Source organism: Streptomyces sp. ICC4, from assembly GCF_003287915.1.
Classification (GTDB): domain Bacteria; phylum Actinomycetota; class Actinomycetes; order Streptomycetales; family Streptomycetaceae; genus Streptomyces; species Streptomyces tritrimontium.
Genome location: NZ_CP030286.1, coordinates 7,126,149 through 7,144,498, shown reverse-complemented (window position 1 = coordinate 7,144,498; position 18,350 = coordinate 7,126,149). Strand labels below are relative to the sequence as shown.

13 protein-coding genes are annotated in these 18,350 nt (G+C 72.8%); 9 read left to right on the top strand and 4 right to left on the bottom strand.

The features are described 5' to 3' along the window. Window positions 1-106: 106 nt before the first annotated feature. Window positions 107-2,143 carry a hypothetical protein gene (locus DRB89_RS33540; RefSeq protein WP_162688829.1) on the bottom strand — a complete coding sequence of 679 codons (2,037 nt, stop codon included), beginning with the start codon at window positions 2,141-2,143 and terminating at the stop codon, window positions 107-109. Window positions 2,144-2,428: 285 nt separating this feature from the next. After that, window positions 2,429-3,454: an ATP-dependent 6-phosphofructokinase gene (locus DRB89_RS33535; RefSeq protein WP_112451906.1), complete on the bottom strand. Its 1,026-nt coding sequence runs from the start codon at window positions 3,452-3,454 to the stop codon at window positions 2,429-2,431. A 350-nt stretch (window positions 3,455-3,804) separates the two neighbouring features. On the opposite strand from DRB89_RS33535, the gene pta reads away from it, so the two are divergent. The 5 genes from pta (at window position 3,805) to DRB89_RS33510 (ending at window position 12,087) form a co-directional block, all read left to right on the top strand. Further along, a complete protein-coding gene (pta, locus tag DRB89_RS33530; RefSeq protein ID WP_239516460.1) occupies window positions 3,805-5,973 on the top strand; it encodes a phosphate acetyltransferase in 2,169 nt (722 codons plus the stop codon). 107 nt (window positions 5,974-6,080) lie between these two features. Then, on the top strand, window positions 6,081-7,295 hold the full coding sequence (locus tag DRB89_RS33525) for a sensor histidine kinase (RefSeq protein WP_239516459.1): 1,215 nt from the start codon (window positions 6,081-6,083) through the stop codon (window positions 7,293-7,295). Next, window positions 7,285-7,992, top strand: a complete 708-nt coding sequence (locus tag DRB89_RS33520; protein WP_112451055.1) for a response regulator transcription factor — start codon at window positions 7,285-7,287, stop codon at window positions 7,990-7,992. The genes DRB89_RS33525 and DRB89_RS33520 overlap by 11 nt, the downstream gene beginning before the upstream one ends. 48 nt (window positions 7,993-8,040) lie before the next feature. Then, on the top strand, window positions 8,041-8,415 hold the full coding sequence (locus DRB89_RS33515) for a YbjQ family protein (protein WP_112451056.1): 375 nt from the start codon (window positions 8,041-8,043) through the stop codon (window positions 8,413-8,415). Window positions 8,416-8,649: 234 nt separating this feature from the next. After that, complete coding sequence (locus DRB89_RS33510) at window positions 8,650-12,087, top strand: endo-alpha-N-acetylgalactosaminidase family protein (protein ID WP_112451057.1); 3,438 nt, start codon at window positions 8,650-8,652, stop codon at window positions 12,085-12,087. Here DRB89_RS33510 and DRB89_RS33505 read toward each other — a convergent pair. Continuing rightward, window positions 12,079-12,939, bottom strand: a complete 861-nt coding sequence (locus DRB89_RS33505; protein ID WP_112453786.1) for an AraC family transcriptional regulator — start codon at window positions 12,937-12,939, stop codon at window positions 12,079-12,081. The genes DRB89_RS33510 and DRB89_RS33505 overlap by 9 nt on opposite strands. Before the next feature lie 32 nt (window positions 12,940-12,971). Continuing rightward, window positions 12,972-13,943 carry a DMT family transporter gene (locus DRB89_RS33500; RefSeq protein ID WP_112451058.1) on the bottom strand — a complete coding sequence of 324 codons (972 nt, stop codon included), beginning with the start codon at window positions 13,941-13,943 and terminating at the stop codon, window positions 12,972-12,974. A 29-nt stretch (window positions 13,944-13,972) separates the two neighbouring features. Here DRB89_RS33500 and DRB89_RS33495 point away from each other — a divergent pair, with 29 nt between their 5' ends. From DRB89_RS33495 to DRB89_RS33480, 4 genes are all read left to right on the top strand, one after another. Continuing rightward, window positions 13,973-15,496, top strand: a complete 1,524-nt coding sequence (locus DRB89_RS33495) for a PLP-dependent aminotransferase family protein (RefSeq protein WP_112463538.1) — start codon at window positions 13,973-13,975, stop codon at window positions 15,494-15,496. 105 nt (window positions 15,497-15,601) lie between these two features. Further along, window positions 15,602-15,838, top strand: a complete 237-nt coding sequence (locus tag DRB89_RS33490) for a hypothetical protein (protein WP_112463537.1) — start codon at window positions 15,602-15,604, stop codon at window positions 15,836-15,838. A 33-nt stretch (window positions 15,839-15,871) separates the two neighbouring features. Beyond that, entirely contained in the window at window positions 15,872-17,083 is a 1,212-nt protein-coding gene (locus DRB89_RS33485; protein WP_112463536.1) for a cytochrome P450, read from the top strand. Continuing rightward, on the top strand, window positions 17,080-18,315 hold the full coding sequence (locus DRB89_RS33480) for a cytochrome P450 (RefSeq protein WP_112448204.1): 1,236 nt from the start codon (window positions 17,080-17,082) through the stop codon (window positions 18,313-18,315). Before DRB89_RS33485 ends, DRB89_RS33480 begins: the two co-directional genes overlap by 4 nt. The last annotated feature ends 35 nt before the right edge of the window (window positions 18,316-18,350 follow it).

The following is an 18,350-nucleotide window of genomic DNA, read 5'->3' as shown; positions in this document are numbered from 1 at the left end:
CGGCCCCGACCGCGTCCACGGCAGGACGCGGCCGGGGCCGTTCGACGTTCGGATTCAGGGCGGTGGTCCCGCCCCCGCGGGCCGGTGGACCTTTCCGGTCACAGCACTAGTCGACGGGCGCGTGGAGCACGGTCGCGCGGACGCCGTCGCGCTCGAGGTCCGCGCGCAGCCGGTCCGCCACCGCGCGGTCGGCCACCAGGACGGTCGGCGGGGTGGCGCAGGAGGCGATGGCCTTCTTCAGGTGCTCGAGCGAGGGCGCGTAGTCCCTCGCCGCGTCCCTGTCCTTCGCCGCGTCCTTCTCGTCCGCGGGCCCGCCCGTCTTGACCCGGACGGTCTCGTACAGCCCCACCATGTCGCCCGCCCGGTGGGTGAGGAGCTGGGCGAGGAAGGTGGACTGCAGGTTCATGTACGGGTCGTTGGAGTACAGGGCGATCAGCGGCGGGGCGGCCCGGTCGAGGTCGCGCCCGGCGAGGGCCTCGGTCGCCGGGCCCAGGTCGGTCTTGGGGCCGCCCTTGGCCCACAGGAGCATCGGGTTGCCGTACCAGGCGGAGGGGTGGCTCCACCCCGACGGGACCCCGAACTGCACGTTGCCGAAGAGGGCGAGCGCGGCGGCGGTCGCGAGGCCGGAGCGCAGCAGTGTTCCGCCCCGGCGGCTCCACACGGAGCCGCGCGCCGTACGGGCGGCGGGCAGCAGCGCCAGCCCGACCAGGCCCAGCGAGATCAGGGCGATCACCAGGCCGGCGGCGGCCAGCTTCTCGAAGTAGTACGAGAAGTGGCCGATGGTGTGCTTCTGCCAGGCCCCGAAGAGGCCGATCACGGTGGCCGCGCCCAGGACGAGGGCCAGCACCATCCGGCCGGTGCCCGTCTTGCGGTTCGCCGGCAGGGAGGCGGCCAGTACGGCCAGCAGGGCGCATCCGATGAGGACCGGGCGGTCGGGGACGACCATCGGGCCGGGCAGGTTCGAGGTCTTGGAGACGTCCAGCTTGGTCAGCACGGAGAAGAGGCTGGGCAGTCCGGCGACGACCGCGCCGGCGGCCAGGAACACCAGGAGCGGGATCCTGCGGCGGGCGAACCGCCGCCGGTGGACGATCAGGACGGCGGCCAGGGCGAGGCCGATGAGGGCGCCGTAGAGGTTGTAGACGAAGGTCACGGCCACCAGCGCGGCCACGGCGACGACCGCGAACTCGGCCCGGCCCATCGCGGGCCGCACCAGCAGGGCCAGCCCGACGGTGAGGAAGAGGAGGCCGGCGGTCTCGGAGTCGAAGCCCCGCTCGACCAGTTCCGCCATCGAGCCGGAGAGCATCACCGCCATCACGGTGGCGCAGACCGCCGCCGCGCGCCACCCGCGCAGGCGCGGGCCGCCGATCCAGCGGGCGGCCCAGACGAGGGCGGCGCAGAGCAGGGCGTAGCCGCCGATGACGTACAGGAGGTAGCGGTTCATCATCTCGACGCCGGGGCCGCCGTCGGTGGAGGACTTCACGAGGACGTCGATCCAGGCCAGCAGGAAGTGGGTGCCCTGCGGGTAGACGGCCTCGGACGGGGTCATCATGTACGTCCTGGCGGCCTCCTGGTGGAGGAAGGCGTAGCCGCCGACGTGGTGGATGCCGTCGAAGTACGAGAAGTGCCCCAGCCGGTCCTCGGACGTGATGAAGAGGGCCAGCCGTTCGGTGACGGACTTCCCGATGAGCGGGTGGTGCATGTAGTGCCAGACCACCGCCGCGGTGCCGGCGACCAGTGCGTCGGAGCCGCGCAGCCGCAGGGGGATGCGGGGGCGCCGGCCGGACAGCCAGCCGGCGAGGGACACGACGCTCAGCAGGAGGCCCGCTCCGGGGACGGGTGCCAGGCCCCAGGGCCATACGGAGAAGAGCAGTCCGAAGGACATGACCGCGCCGCACAGCACGAAGGCGGCGACGACGATCCGGTCGAGCAGGCCGCCGCCGACCCGCATCAGGGAGGCGATGGCCAGGACCAGGACGGGTATGAGCACCACGTCGAGGGCGAGCGCGTCCAGGAGCAGCGGCAGCGCCCAGGACGCCGCGAGGGCCGCGCCGAGCACGGACCAGCGCCGCCGGGTTCCGCCCGGTGCCGGGTCCGGGACGTCGGCCGAGGCCGCCCGCGGGCTTTCGGGACGCGTTCTGGTCAAGAGGGCAGGGCGGTTCGCCACGGGAGACGGACACCTTCCAAGGAGCGCGCGGAACCGGAGGACGGGGCCCGGACTTCGCGGCCGGACCGGCCGCTCAACCCCCTACGGTGAGATTCTCGGATCATAGCCCGCGGACGGGGCGGGGCATGGCTGAGCCCGGCGCCGCCCCGGTGGGGGGCCGCGTCGGGCGGGTGCCGGCCGGACGGGGCGCTCACGCTCCGCCGGGGCGGTGGCGATCGGGCCGTCCGGCCCTCGGATTCGGGAGGAAGGTCCCGGCCGGGAGGGTCAGAAGACCGACTCGGCCTCGTACATGCGGTCCTCGGGGACGGTCTTCAGCTCGGTGACGGCGTCGGCCAGCGGGGCCATGACGATGTCGGTGCCGCGCAGGGCGGTCATGTTGCCGAAGTCACCGCGGTGGACGGCTTCGACCGCGTGCCAGCCGAAGCGGGTCGCGAGGACGCGGTCGTAGGCGGTGGGGGTGCCGCCGCGCTGGACGTGGCCGAGGATGACCGGGCGGGCTTCCTTGCCCAGGCGCCGCTCCAGCTCGACGGCGAGGCGGTTGCCGATGCCGGCGAAGCGCTCGTGGCCGTACTGGTCGATCGCGCCCTTCTCGTAGGGCATGGAGCCCTCGCCGGGGTGGGCGCCTTCGGCCACGCAGATGACGGCGAACTTCTTACCGCGGGCGAATCGTTCCTCCACCATCTTCACCAGGGCGTCCACCTCGAAGGGGCGCTCCGGCAGGCAGATCCCGTGGGCGCCGCCGGCCATGCCGGACTCCAGGGCGATCCAGCCCGCGTGCCGGCCCATCACCTCGACGACCATGACGCGCTGGTGGGATTCGGCGGTGGTCTTGAGGCGGTCGATGGCCTCGGTGGCGACCATGACGGCGGTGTCGAAGCCGAAGGTGCGGTCGGTGGAGGAGATGTCGTTGTCGATCGTCTTCGGCACGCCGACGACGGGCATGCCGGCGTCCGACAACATCCGGGCGGCGGTCAGGGTGCCCTCGCCGCCGATCGGGATCAGCGCGTCGATGCCGTAGAGCTTCGCCAGCTCCCGGGCGTTCTCGGCAGCCTCGTGCAGCCGGGCGCGCTCCATTCGGGCTGAACCGAGAATCGTGCCGCCGCGAGCGAGAATGCCGCTGACGGCGTTGATGTCGAGGGGGCGGTAATTGCCGTCGAGGAGGCCCTTGAAGCCGTCCTCGAAGCCGATGACCTCGTCCCCGTGCCCGACCACGGCACGGTGTACGACCGACCGGATGACAGCGTTCAGGCCCGGACAGTCGCCGCCTGCGGTGAGAACTCCGATACGCATCGTGCTGTGTCTCCTGCTCCTGGTCGTACCGGGCCGTACGCGTGCGGGCGGACAGCCGGCCGTACATATGAAGGGCTGTATGAAGGGCGTATTGATGAAGCCTGTCCGATTGTTCCACGTGTCCGGGGTGACGCGCGCTCCGTGGCACACCTCCTCCGACGTGCCGGTCAGGCCTTTCGACCCCCTCGACAGGGCCCTTTTCCCGGCGGGCGTCCTAACGATCCGCAGGGGTATTGTCAAGAGGTCAACCCCACATTAACTGGGACAACCGACTCGAATATCCGCCCCGCCGGGGCCAGAATCCTGGTGGGGCGATCCCGAGATTTCACACGATGGGACGGAGAGCACGCGTGACGCGCAGCGTGTACGTGACCGGTATCGAGCGGGGGGACGGCCGCCAGGTCGTCGAGCTGGGGATCATGGAGCTCCTGACCCGCCAGACAGGCCGGGTGGGCGTCTACCGCCCGTTGCTGCACGACGGCCCCGACCGGCTCTTCGACCTCCTGAAGGGCCGCTACCGGATCGACCAGGACGCCTCCACCGCCTACGGCATGGAGTACCACGAGGCCTCCGCCATCCTGGCCGAGAAGGGCACGGACGAGCTGGTCTCCCAGCTGGTCGGCCGCTACCAGAAGGTGGCCCGGGACTACGAGGTCATGCTGGTCCTCGGCACCGACTACGCCGACACCAACCTCCCCGACGAGCTGGCCCTCAACGCCCGCCTCGCCAACGAACTGGGCGCGCTGGTCATCCCCGTCGTGGGCGGCACCAAGCACCCGGCCGAAGCCGTGCGCGCCGAGACCCGCAACGCGTACCGCGCGTACGAGAGCCTCGGCTGCCACGTGGGCGCGATGGTCGTCAACCGGGTGGCCCCCGAGGACCGCGAGGCGATAGCCGAACGCCTGGCCGCACGGCTCCCCGTGCCCTGCTACGTCCTGCCGGAGGACAAGCACCTGTCCGCCCCGACGGTCGCCCAGATCACGCAGGCGCTCGGCGGCGAGGTGCTCCTCGGCGACGAGGCCGGGCTCGCCCGCGACGCCCTGGACTTCGTCTTCGGCGGGGCGATGCTGCCCAACTTCCTCAACGCCCTGACCCCCGGCTGTCTGGTCGTCACCCCCGGGGACCGCTCCGACCTGGTCATCGGCGCGCTGGCCGCGCACACCTCCGGCACCCCGCCGATCGCCGGCGTACTGCTGACGCTGAACGAGCGCCCGGGCAAGGACATCCTGACGCTGGCCTCGAAGCTGGCACCCGGCACGCCGGTCGTCTCGGTGGCCGGCAACAGCTTCCCGACCGCCGCCGAACTCTTCTCGCTGCAGAGCCGGCTGAACTCCGCGACCCCGCGCAAGCTGGAGACCGCGCTCGGCCTGTTCGAACGCCACGTGGACACCGCCGAGCTGCGCGAGGTGCTCTCGGTGGCCCGCTCCGAGCGCGTCACCCCGATGATGTTCGAGAACGAGCTGCTGGAGCGGGCCCGCTCGGAGCGCCGCCGCGTGGTGCTCCCGGAGGGCACCGAGGAGCGCGTGCTGCGCGCCGCGGACGTGGTGCTGCGCCGCGGGGTCTGCGACCTCACCCTGCTGGGCGAGGAGCCGGCGATCCTGAAGAAGGCCGCCGACCTGGGCATCGACATCTCGGCCGCGCAGCTCATCGACCCGTCGACCTCCCCGCTGCGGGAACGGTTCGCCGAGTACTACGCCAAGGCCCGCGCCCACAAGGGCATGACGGTCGAGCTGGCCAACGACGTGGTCACCGACGTCAACTACTTCGGCACCCTGATGGTCCAGGAGGGCCTGGCCGACGGCATGGTCTCCGGCTCGGTGCACTCCACCGCCGCCACCATCCGCCCGGCCTTCGAGATCATCAAGACCAAGCCCGACGCCTCCATCGTCTCCTCGGTCTTCTTCATGTGCCTGGCCGACAGGGTCCTCGCGTACGGCGACTGCGCCGTCAACCCGGACCCCAACGCCGAGCAGCTCGCCGACATCGCCATCCAGTCGGCGACCACCGCGGCCGCCTTCGGGCTGGAGCCGCGGATCGCGATGCTCTCGTACTCGACCGGCACCTCCGGTTCGGGCGCGGACGTGGACAAGGTCCGCAAGGCCACCGAGATCGTCCGCGGGCTCCGTCCCGACCTGCTGATCGAGGGTCCGATCCAGTACGACGCCGCCGTGGAGCCCTCGGTCGCCGCGACCAAGCTGCCCGAGTCCGAGGTGGCCGGCCGCGCGACGGTGCTGATCTTCCCGGACCTCAACACCGGCAACAACACGTACAAGGCCGTACAGCGCTCGGCCGGCGCGGTGGCGGTCGGCCCGGTCCTGCAGGGGCTCCGCAAGCCCGTCAACGACCTCTCCCGCGGCGCGCTGGTCCAGGACATCGTCACCACCGTGGCCATCACCGCCATCCAGGCGCAGGGCGCACCGGCCCCCACTGGCGGGGCCGTGCCCGCCCCCGAACGGGCACGGCCGCCTGGCGGGCCCCGGGGGGATCGGGCCACTGCCGGTTCGGGACCGGCCCAATGAAATCTACGGGTGCCCGCTCGCTCTCTCGCCCATCCAAGGGTTGAACTCCGGCTACCCCCACGGGTGGTAACCCTGTACAACCAGGGGTGTACACAAGGGGGTCCTACGTGCAGTTGTCCGCGCATCCGGCAGTCGCCCGGCTCCGCGCCGTGCGGCCGGCCGTCGTCGAGACCGCGTACGCCCTCGGCTCGCTCTGGATCTCGACCTCCATGCTCGCGAACTGGCCGGACCCCGCGGACTACTGGCGCGACACCGACACGCTCGCCTACGTGCTGCTCGGCGCCGTCTACCTGCCGCTCGTGCTGCGCCGCCGCTTTCCCGTGGCCGTCCTGGTGAGCACCGGGCTCTGCGTCGCCGCCTACTTCACCCTCGGCTACTACCACGTCCCCGCCGTCTGCGGGATGCTCCTCGCCCTCTACACCGTCGCCTCCCTGCGCCCCCGCCCCGTCTCCCTGCGCTGCGCCGCCACCTCGCTCCTCGTGCTGCTCTGGGGCACCCGGCTCGCCGAACCGGGCATCGGCCCGCTCAGCGTCGGCTTCGTGACCGTCACCACCACCGTCTGCTGGGTGGCCGGGAACGGCTCCCGGCGGCTGCGCGAGCTCACCCGCCGACTCAGGCTCGAACAGGAGGAGAAGGCCCGCCGGGCCGTGGTCGCCGAACGCATCCAGATCGCCCGCGAGCTGCACGACGTCATCGCGCACCACGTCTCGGTCATCTCCGTGCAGACCGGCCTCGCCGGATACGTCTTCGCCTCCGACCCGCCCACCGCCCGCCGCGCCCTGGACACCATCGGCTCCAGCGCCCACGAGGCCCTCGCCGAGATGCGCCGGATGCTCGTCGTGCTCCGGGAGGACGGGCCGGAACCCGCCGGGTACGGGAACGGGCAAGGGGACGGGGCGGGCGAGGTCTCCGGACTCGGACGCCTCGGCGAGCTGGTCCGCCGGGTGGGCGAGGCCGGCGTGCCGGTCGACGTCACCGTCACGGGGGCGGCGTACGCCCTGCCGCCCGGAATCGACCTCTGCGCGTACCGCGTGGTCCAGGAGGCGCTCACGAACGTGCTCAAGCACGCCCCGGCCGCGCACACCACCGTCCGCGTGGACTACGCCGAGGACGAGGTCCGCGTACGGGTCAAGGACGACGGCAGCGGAGCCCGCCGCGGGCACGGCCCGAGCCCCGCCCCCGGACACTCCGGCCAGGGCCTGACCGGCATGCGCGAGCGCGCGATGATCTACCACGGCACGCTGACCGCCGAGCCGGCCCCCGACGGCGGCTTCGAGGTCAGCCTGCGCGTGCCCGTACCCCGGACCGGCCATGACGGCTGAGCCGCCCCCGGAGGAAGAGGGAACCACCGTGCTGCGCGTCCTCGTCGTCGACGACCAGTTCCTGATCCGGTCGGGACTGACCGCGCTGCTCACGGCCGCACCCGGTTACGAGGTCGTCGGCGAGGCCGAGGACGGCGACGCGGCGGTGCGGCTGGCCGCCCGGACCCGGCCCGACGTGATCCTCATGGACATCCGGATGCCCGGGACCGACGGGATCGCCGCCACCGAGCGGATCCTGGCCGCCGCCGAACCCGGCGCGCGCCCCAAGGTGCTCATGCTGACCACCTTCGACTCCGACGAGTACGTCTTCCGCGCCCTGCGGGTCGGGGCCGGCGGCTTCCTCTTCAAGGACACCCCGCCCGCCCGGCTGCTGGCCGCCATCGCCACCGTGCACGCAGGCGAGATGCTGTTCAGCCCCGGCGCCCTGCGCGGGCTCGTCGACACCTACGCCGCGCCGGCCGCGGTCGCGCCCCGGGCCGCGCGCCCCGGCATGGACACCCTGACCCCGCGCGAGCGCGAGATCCTCGGCCTGGTCGGCGCGGGCCTGTCCAACGCCGACATCGCCGCACGCCTCGTCCTCAGCGCCGCCACCGTCAAGACGCACGTCCACCGCTGCATGAGCAAGCTGGGGCTGGCCAGCCGGGCGCAGGCCGTGGTGGTGGCCCACGAGTTCGGCCTCGCCGTCCGGCTCAGCTGAGACCCCTTCCGGATGCGGGCTCCGGCCCGCGCCGCCAGAGTGGGAGCCATGGGTATCGAAGACTACGGCGGCGGCCCCGGCGCACAGCAGACGGGCGTCATGGTCGTGACGACGAACGACGTCCCCGGCTACCGGGTCGAGCAGGTCATCGGCGAGGTCTTCGGCCTCACCGTGCGCTCCCGCCACCTGGGCAGCCAGATCGGCGCGGGCCTGAAGTCCATGATCGGCGGCGAGCTGAAGGGCCTCACCAAGACGCTGGTGGAGACCCGCAACCAAGCCATGGAGCGGCTCATCGAGCAGGCGAAGGCGCGCGGCGCGAACGCCGTGCTGATGATGCGCTTCGACGTCACGGACGCCGCGGACGTCGGCACCGAGGTCTGCGCGTACGGGACGGCCGTCGTCCTGGTGCCCGCCAGTACGTAGCCGCCGGTACGTAGCCGCCGGTACGCAGCCGCCGGTACGGAGCTGTACGCAGCCGCGCAGCCACCACGAACGCACCACCATGTGACCCACCGGTCACATAAGTCCAGGACCGAGCGCTGCTTTGTCCATGGGCCTGCCGTGCCGCGATCCGCAAGCTGTCAGGTCAGTGAGCGGACCGCCGGCCTCCACGTCGCGCGGTCTTCCGCACAGGAAGCGCCGACTCCCGGAGGTCCGATGCGAACCCCCCTCTGGCCGGCCGCAGCCGCGGTGGCCGGCCTGGTCGCCACCTTGGTCGTGGCCGTGCCCGCCGCCCCCGCCGCGGCGGCCGCCCCCGTGACGATCGCCTCGCCCGAACTGTCCGTCAGCGTGGACAGCGCCTTCCCCCGCGTCATCAGCTACACCCGCACCGCCACCGGGGACGTGCTGAACGGCAACGAGGACACCCTCGGCGCGATCGTCGTCAACGGAACCACCTACACCCCCGCCGTCACCTCCACGCCCTCCGCCTCCGGCGTCGACTACGCGCTCGCCTTCTCCGGAGTGACCGTCAGGGCCCGTCTCTCGGTGGCCGGTTCGGTCGTGGAGTTCAAGGTCACCGCGATCGAGGACACCGCCGCCCTGCGCGTACGCAGCTTCGCGATCCCCAGCCACAACCTCGTCAGCGTCCGCAGCAGCCAGCCGGGCGCCGCGCTGTCCACCGCGAAGATGCACACCGCCACCACCGGCACCGGGGACACCTTCACGCCCGTCACCGCGAGCACCCCGGTCGACGCCTCCGCCACGACCGTGATGTACGGCCTGGCCAACACCGGCAAGCTGGCCGCGGCCATCGACTCCAACGCGTACTACGACGCCCCCTCGGGCGGCACGGCCACCGAGAACGGCCGGATCAGCAAGCAGGTCACCGACAAGGGCTCCTACCGCCGGGCCGGCCTGTGGAGCGGATCCTGGCTCTACCGGGCCACGGGCGCCGCGGACACCGACACCGAGCCGCTGCCCTATGCCCGGATCGCGGTCACCGCCGACCGCAACGGCGACTCCGCGGTGGACTGGCAGGACGCCGCGGTCGCTTACCGCGACATCTGGACCCCGCCGACCGGCTGGGAGCAGACCGCCGACCGCGTCGTACAGCGCATCCCCTTCAACTTCGCCTCCGCGGCCACCCACCCCTTCGCCGAGACCCTCGACGAGACCAAGCGGGTCAACCTGGCCACCGACGGCCTCGGCCAGTTCGTCCTGCTCAAGGGGTACGCCTCCGAGGGCCACGACTCGGCACACATGGACTACAAGAACATCGGCTCCAAACTGGGCGGCGCCACCGACCTGAACACCCTCACCACCGTCGGCCACACCTACAACGCCGACTTCGGCGTGCACATCAACGCCACCGAGGAGTACCCGGTCTCGGCCACCTTCGACCCCGCCCACCAGAGCGGCGGCCTCGGCTGGGACTGGCTCGACCAGTCGTACTACGTGGACACGCGAAAGGACGGGCAGTCCGGCGGGCGCCTGAAGCGGCTCCAGGACCTCAAGTCGGCCGCCCCCGGCCTGGACTTCCTCTACGTGGACGTCTGGTACGGCGACGGCTACGTCTCGCGCAAGCTCGAACGCGAGATCTCCGGCCTCGGCTACCAGCTCGCCACCGAGTTCCCCAACTCCATGACCGAGCAATCCCTCTGGCACCACTGGGCGACCGACGTCAACTACGGCGGCACCGACCTCAAGGGCATCAACTCCACCATCGCCCGCTTCGTCGCCAACCACACCAAGGACGACTGGATCGCGGGCAACGCGCTGCTCGGCGGTGCCGAGATCACCGCGTACGAGGGCTGGCAGGGCAAGCGGGACTTCACCTCCTTCCTCTCCACCACCTTCGCGACCAACCTGCCGACCAAGTACCTCCAGGAATCCCCGGTCGTGAAGTGGACCGCCGACACGGTCACCCTCGCGAACGGCACCACCGTCACCACCGCCGGCGGCACCCGCAAGATCACCACCGGCGGCCGGACCGTCCTGAACGGCTCCGCGTACCTCCTGCCGCGCGACGGCAAGCTCTACCACTGGAACACCGCGGGCGGCTCCACCACCTGGACCCTGCCCGCCGGCTGGTCCGCGCCCAAGCTCTACCGACTGACCGACAGCGGACGCCAGCTGGTCGGCGACCTGACCGTCACCGGCGGACAGGTCACCGTCAACGCCACCGCCAAGACCGGCTACGTCGTCACCAACGGCGCGGCCCCCGCCCAGCCGGACCCGGTCTGGGGCCAGGGCACCCCGCTCAAGGACCCCTCCTTCTTCTCCGGCAACCTGAACGCCTGGACCGTGAGCGGGTCCGGCGCCGCCGTCACCCGCAACGCCCAGGGCCAGAGCGAGCTCACGATGGCCCCGAACACCGCCCCGGCCGTCTCCCAGCAGCTCACCGGCCTCGCCCCCGGCACCCACGCGGCCTCCGTCTGGGTCTCCACCCCGACCGGCCGCGCCGCCACCCTCACCGTGACCCCGACCGGGGGAACCGCCGCCTCCGTCTACGCCGACTCCTCCACCCTGACCAACAGCCTCGGCGGGAGCGAGAAGAACACCACCAAGATGCAGCGGATGAAGGTGTTCTTCGACGTGCCGGCTGGCCAGTCCACGGCCACCCTCAAACTGTCCGCGGCCACCGGCCCCGGCATCGTCTACCTGGACGACGTACGGGTCGTCCGCTCCGCCCGCACCCCGCTGAACGGCCACTGGTTCACCGAGGACTTCGAGAACGTGGACGCCGGCTGGGGCCCCTTCGCCTTCGGCGGCGCCGGCGGCTCGGCCACCGACCCGCGCACCCACATCGCCCAGCGCAACGCCCCGTACACCCAGGCGGGATGGAGCGGAAAGCTGGTCGACGACGTGATCAGCGGGCAGAACTCGCTCAAGTCGCACGAGGAGCGGCAGGGCCTCGTCTACCGCACCCTCCCGCAGACCCTGCGCCTGACACCGGGCCGCTCGTACAAGGTCGCGTTCAGCTACGAGAACGGCTTCAGCGGCGACTACCAGTTCATCACCGGCTCCGGCAGCACCGAGACGGCGACCGCGCTGAACCAGGCCCGTACGGCCACCACCTTCACCAAGACCTTCACCGCCGGCGCCGACGCCTGGATCGGCATCCGCAAGGTGACCGGCGAAGGCTCCCACAACGAGGCCGACTTCATCCTCGACGACCTTGCCGTCGACGACCTCGGCTCGGGCGGAGGCGGTGAACTCCTCGTCCCCCAGAGCCAGATGAGCGTCAAGGCGGTGGACAGTCAGGAGACCGCCGGCGAGAACGGCGCCGCGGCCAACGTGCTCGACGGCGACGGCGCCACCATCTGGCACACCCAGTGGTACCAGGCCACCGCGCCGATGCCGCACGAGATCACCCTCGACCTCGGCGCCTCCTACAACGTCTCCGCGCTGCACTACCTGCCCCGCCAGACGCAGACCAACGGACGCATCGCCGACTACCAGGTCCTGACCTCCACCGACGGGGTCAACTGGGGCACGACGGCCGCCTCCGGGACCTTCGCCAACACCACCGCCCAGCAGGACGTGGCGTTCACGGCCCGCACCGCGCGCTACGTCAAGCTCAAGGCCACGAAGGAGGTTTCGGGCAATCCGTGGACGGCCGTCGCGGAGCTCAACATCGGCTACCTACCGTGACGCGGACGGCTGCTGCGTCGATTGCTGCGTCGACTGCTGTTGGCGGAACCGGCCGGGCGCCACGCCCACCCGGTGGCTGAACAGCCTGCTGAAGTAGGCGGCGTCCTCGTAACCGACCCGCCGGGCGACTCCGGCGACCGGCAGGTCGGTACGGGCCAGCAGCTCCTTGGCCCGGCTCAGCCGGATGCCGAGGAGGTATTCCTTGACCCCCTCCCCGGTACTGCGCCGCACCGCCCGGCGCAGCTGGGGGAGCGGCATCCCGAGCCGGGCGGCGTGCTCGGCCACCGATATGGGCAGCAGCGCGTCCCGGGCCAGGGTGTCCATCACGGCGTCCCCGTGCCGCGACACCTCGGCCCGGGCGTAGCGCAGCGCGACCAGCAGCCCGTGCACGGCCGCCGCGGCCTCCACCTCCAGCAGCGGACCGCCGCGCCGGGCCGCCCGTACGATCCCGTCGACCACGTGCCGTACCCCGGCCGTCCCGCTCAGCGGCACCAGCGGGCGGTCCGGGGTGACGTAGCCGAGATCGGTGTACGCCTCCACGCTGTGGCCGGAGAAGTCCACGAAGCACTCCTCCCAGCCGGTCCCCGGATCGGGGCCGTAGTGGTGCTCCACCCCCGGGACCAGCCACAGCAGCGCCGGCGCCGTCACCGGCTGCGGGGCCCGCCCGCCGTGGCTGAACCAGCCCCGGCCGCCGCAGACCACCACCGCGACGTGGTGGTCGAGCACGCGCGGGCCCACCACCGGCAGCACCCCCTGCTGCACCCCCACGCCGAGGCACACCAGGCCGAGCCGGCGGTGGTTGGCGGTGGGGGAGAAGTACCGCATCCAGCTGCTGTACGGGGGCGTCGCCATCTGCGGATTGTGATCCACAAGCCCCGGCGGGCTCAAGGGGCGGCCGGCTCCTGGTCGGTACGGGGCTTCCGCGCGGCCGACGGGACGGGCAGGACGAGAGGGACGGGCGGGACGGGAGCGGGCACCGCCGGCCGGGACTCCGGCCGCAGCCCGGCCGCCAGCCCGGCGATCACCACGGTCAGGCCCAGCCACACCGCCGGGCCCGGCACCCCGCTGCCGGTCGCGGCGCCGGCGGCCGCCGCGGCGAGCGGCGCGACCCCGGTCAGCAGCCCGGCCCGGCCGGCGCCCACGGCGGCCACCGTGCGGTACCAGAGGAGGAAGGCCACCGCCGTCACCATGACGGCGAGGTATCCGGCGGTCGCCCACTGGCGCGGGCTCACCGTCACGAGCTCCGCGGGCCCCTCGAAGCACACCGTGAGCACCGCCAGCATCACCGCGCCCAGCCACACCGCGTGCAGCGACACCCCCCAGGCTCCGTGGCGCCGCAGGACCGGCACCGCGAGCAGGGTGAAGCCCGCTTCGCAGACCAGGGCGAGCGCCGCCCAGCCCACCCCGGCTGCGTCGGTCCGGCCCGTCCCCTCGACCAGCACCGCCCCGGCCACCACCACGGGCGCGGCCAGCAGCACCCGGCGGCTGGGCCTGCGGCCCTCCAGCAGCGGGCCGATCACCCCGAGCAGGATCGGCACGGAGGCCACGGCGACCGCGATGACGGCGGGCTCGGCATGCGCGACGCCCCGTACGACCGCCACGTTGAACAGCACCAGGCCGGTCGCGGCGATGCCCGCCAGCCACAGCCACTCCCGGCCGCGCGGCAGCACGATCCGCACCCGGGCCGCGCGGGCGAGGGCGAGGAGCAGCAGCGCGGCCGCGGCGTAGCGGACGGCCTGGACCCCGAACAGCGGGGCGTCGACGAGGGACCGGGAGACGGTGACGCTGCTGCCGACGAGCGCCATGCCGGCGATGCCGGGGGCGAGGTCGCGCAGCGGGCCTGGCTTTGTGTTCATACCGTCGAGCGTCCGTCAGTATTGGACTCATGGACAGTGCCGAAGTGAGCTTGATCAAGGGGTCCAAAACCGTGGAGTCCGCTCGCACGTCCGAGGCCGCCGGATCGGACTTCCTGCTGCTCGACGTCGGCCAGGCCCCGCCCGGCGGCCGGACCGACTGGCTCACCGCCCGCATCCGCGCCGCCATCGCGGACGGCACCCTGCCGGTGGGCAGCAGGCTCCCGGCGGGCCGGGTGCTCGCGGCGGAGCTCCGCGTCTCCCGGGGGCTGGTCACCGAGGTGTACCAGCGCCTGGCGGACGCCGGCCAGGTGGAGGGCCGGGGCCGGGCCGGGACGGTCGTGGTGGCCGCACCGCTGACTGCCGTACCACTGACCGCCGCGCCCGCGCCCCCGGTCCCGGCGGGTCCGCCCCCGCCCCCGCCCCGGGGCGGGGCCGGACTCGTCGACGCCCTGCGCGCCGCACCGTGTCGCATCGACCTCTCTCCCGGAGTGCCCGACCTGGCCGCGTTCCCGCGCTCGGCCTGGCTCCAGGCCGAGCGCCGGGTCCTCGCCCGGCTCACCCCCGCCGACTTCGGCTACGGGAACCCCCAGGGCACGCTCGCGCTGCGCGAGGCGATCGTGGGCTGGCTCGCCCGGGGCCGGGGCATCCGCGCGGACCCCGGCGAGGTGGTCGTCGTCGCGGGCGTGGCCCAGGCGCTCGGACTGCTGGCCCAGGTGCTGCGCGCCGAGGGCGTCCGGCGCATCGCGGTGGAGGACCCCGGCTCGCTCGGGGCCCGGCAGCAACTGGAGCACGGCGGCATGGAGATCCTGCCCGTACCGGTGGACGCGGGCGGGATCGACACCGCGGTCCTGGCGGCGGGCCGGGCCCAGGTGGCGCTGCTGACCCCGGCGCACCAGTTCCCGACCGGGGTGGTCCTCGACGGGGAGCGCCGCCGCGAGCTCCTCGGCTGGGCGGCGGCCGGCGGCGTGGTCATCGAGGACGACTACGACGCCGAACACCGCTACGACCGCGCCCCCGTCCCCGCGCTCCGGGCCCTGCTGCCCGATGCCGTCTGCTACGCGGGCAGCGTGTCCAAACTGCTCGCCCCCGCCCTGCGGTTGGGGTGGCTGCTGGTCCCGCCGCGCATGCTGGACGCCGTGATCGAGGCCAAGCGGTACGCCGACCTCGGCAACCCGGTCCTCGCCCAGCTCGTGCTGGCCCGGCTGATGGAATCGGGCGAACTGGAGCGCCACCTGCGGTTCGTGCGGCGCCGCCACCGGGCCCGCCGGGACATCATGCTGCGGGCGATCGCCGCCGAGCTGCCGGGCGCCCGGGTGCACGGAGCCGCCGCCGGACTGCACTTGATGGTCACCTTCGACGGCGCGGACTTCGACGACACCGCCCTCGCGGCGGCGGCCCTGGACCTCGGGGTCAAGGCCCAGCCCCTGTCCTGGCACCGCCTCGGCCAGGGCCCGCCGGGCCTGGTCCTCGGCTACGCGGCGAGCCCGCCGGGAGAACTGGAGGAGGGCGTGGCGGCCTTCGGCACGGCACTGCGCCGCCTGCGGGCTTCCTGACCCGGAAAGTTTTTCGGGAACGGCGGCAACCTCCCGGCGGTTCGCGCGTCGTGCGGGGGTGAAGGGCGTGAACCCGCGCCTTCCAGCCGACCGTGGAGAACCACCGTGAAGAACCTGAAGCGTGCCCCGCTGACCGTCCGCAAGGCGGCGGCCGTCGCCGTCGCAGCCGCCGGGGTGGCCGTCGCGCTGGCCGGGCCGGCCTCCGCCGCGCAGGGGGCGTCCGCGTCGCCGACCCCGCCCGCGCCCGCCCCGGCGGTGACCGCGCCGAGCACCGCGCCCAGCGCGGCCCCCTCGGCCCCCCCGAAGCCGCAGCCCTCGGAGCTGTGTCTTATACCCCTCTGACTCTGCCGACCATCCACTCCCTGTCGTTCTCGTTTGTGGTCGTTCCTCGGCGGCCCCCGGTTCCAGACCGACCCCGTCGAGCTGTACCGGGAGATGCGCCGCGACCACGGCGCCGTCGCCCCGGTCGTCCTCGACGGCGACGTCCCGGCCTGGCTGGTCCTCGGCTACCGCGAACTGCACCAGGTCACCAGCGACCCGGTGCTCTTCTCCCGGGACTCCGACCTGTGGAACCAGTGGGACCGCATCCCCGCCGACTGGCCGCTGCTCCCCATGATCGGCCGCAAGCAGCCCTCGATCCTCTACACCGTCGGCGAACGCCACCGGGAACGCGCCGCCGTCATCTCCGAAGCCCTCGAATCCGTCGACCCCTTCGAACTCAAGGGCCACGCCGAGCGGTTCGCCGACGAACTGATCGACCACCTGTGCGGCAGGGGCTCCTGCGACATCGTCGGCGAGTACGCCATGCTGCTGCCGCTGCGCGTCCTCGCCCGCATCTACGGCTTCTCCGACGCCCAGGGCCCCGGCCTCGTCACCGCCATGAACGACATGATCAACGGGCGGGCGGGCGCCCTGGAGGGCCAGCGCCACCTCGCCGAGTCGATGTTCGGGCTGCTCGCCGCCAAACTGGCCGAGCCCGGCCCCGACGTGGCCTCCCGGATGCTCGCCAACCAGGCCGGCTTCACCGTCGAGGAGGTCGCCCAGGACCTCATGGTGATGATGGCCGCCGGCCACCAGCCCACCGCCGACTGGATCGGCAACTCCCTGCGCCTCATGCTCACCGACGACCGCTTCGCCGCCTCCCTCGCGGGCGGCCGGCACAGCGTCGGCGAGGCCATGAACGAGGTGCTGTGGGAGGACACCCCCACCCAGAACGTGGCCGGCCGCTGGACCTCCCGCGACACCAACCTCGGCGGACAGCGCATCGGCCGCGGCGACCTCGTCCTGCTCGGGATCGGCGCCGCCAACGGCGACCCCCACGTGCGCACCGACGCCGGCGCCCTCACCGGCGGCAACAACGCCTTCTTCTCCTTCGGGCACGGCGAACACCGCTGCCCCTTCCCCGCCCAGGAGGTCGCCGAGGTCATCGCGCGCACCGGCATCGAGGTGCTCCTCGACCGGCTGCCCGACGTCGACCTCGCCGTGCCCGCCGCAGACCTGGCCCGCCGCCCCTCGCCCTGGCTGCGCGGCCTCACCGCCCTTCCCGTGACCTACACGCCGACCCCCGCCCTTGGAGCCACCCGATGACGTGCCCGATCGACCACACCGGCCCCGCGGCCATCACCCTCGACCCCTTCGTCGCGGACCTCGCCGCCGAGAGCGCCGCCCTGCGCGCCGCCGGCCCGCTGGTCCAGGTGGTCCTGCCCGGCGACGTCACCGTGTACGCCGTCACGCGCCACGCCGAGGCCCGCAAGCTGCTCACCGACCCGCGCGTCGTCAAGGACATCGACGTCTGGGGCGCCTGGCAGCGCGGCGAGATCCCGCTGGACTGGCCGCTGATCGGCCTCGCCAACCCCGGCCGCTCGATGCTGACCGTGGACGGCGAGGACCACCGCCGGCTGCGCACCCTGGTCGCGCAGGCCCTGACCGTACGCCGGGTGGAGAAGCTGCGCGCCGGCATCGAGGCGCTGACCACGGGCATGCTGGACAAGCTCGCCGCGCTGCCGGCCGGCGAGACGGTGGACCTCAAGGCGCAGTTCGCGTACCCGCTTCCGATGAACGTCATCAGCGACCTGATGGGCGTCGACGCCGAGGAACACCCGCGCCTGAAGGCCCTGTTCGAGAAGTTCTTCTCGACGCAGACGCTGCCCGAGGAAGTCCCGCAGATGATGGCGGACCTCGGCGCGCTGTTCTCGCGCATCGTCGAGTCCAAGCGCGAGAACCCGGGCGACGACCTCACCAGCGCCCTCATCGAGGCCTCGGAGGACGGTGACCACCTCACCACGGAGGAGATCACCAACACCCTCCAGCTGATCGTCGCCGCCGGCCACGAGACCACCATCAGCCTGATCGTCAACGCGGTCGTCGCCCTGGAGAGCCACCCCGAGCAGCGCGCCCTCGTGCTGAAGGGCGACGTCTCCTGGGAGAACGTCATCGAGGAGACCCTGCGCTGGTCCAGCCCCACCTCGCACGTCCTGATCCGCTTCGCCACCGAGGACGTGGAGGTCGGCGATTGGATCCTGCCCAAGGGCGAGGGCCTGATCGTCTCCTTCGGCGCCCTCGGCCGCGACGAGGCCCAGTTCGGCGAGACGGCGGGCGAGTTCGACGTCACCCGCACCCCGAACCGCCACATCTCCTTCGGCCACGGCCCCCACGTCTGCCCCGGCGCGGCCCTGTCCCGCCTGGAGGCCCTGGTCGCCCTCCCGGCGCTGTACGCCCGCTTCCCGGACCTCGCCCTGGCCGTGTCCCCCCAGGACCTGCGCAACAAGCCGATCCTCACCCAGAACGACCTCTTCGACCTCCCGGTCCGCCTGTCCTGACCCCGACGCCCGCGCCCCCTCGGCCCGAGGGGGCG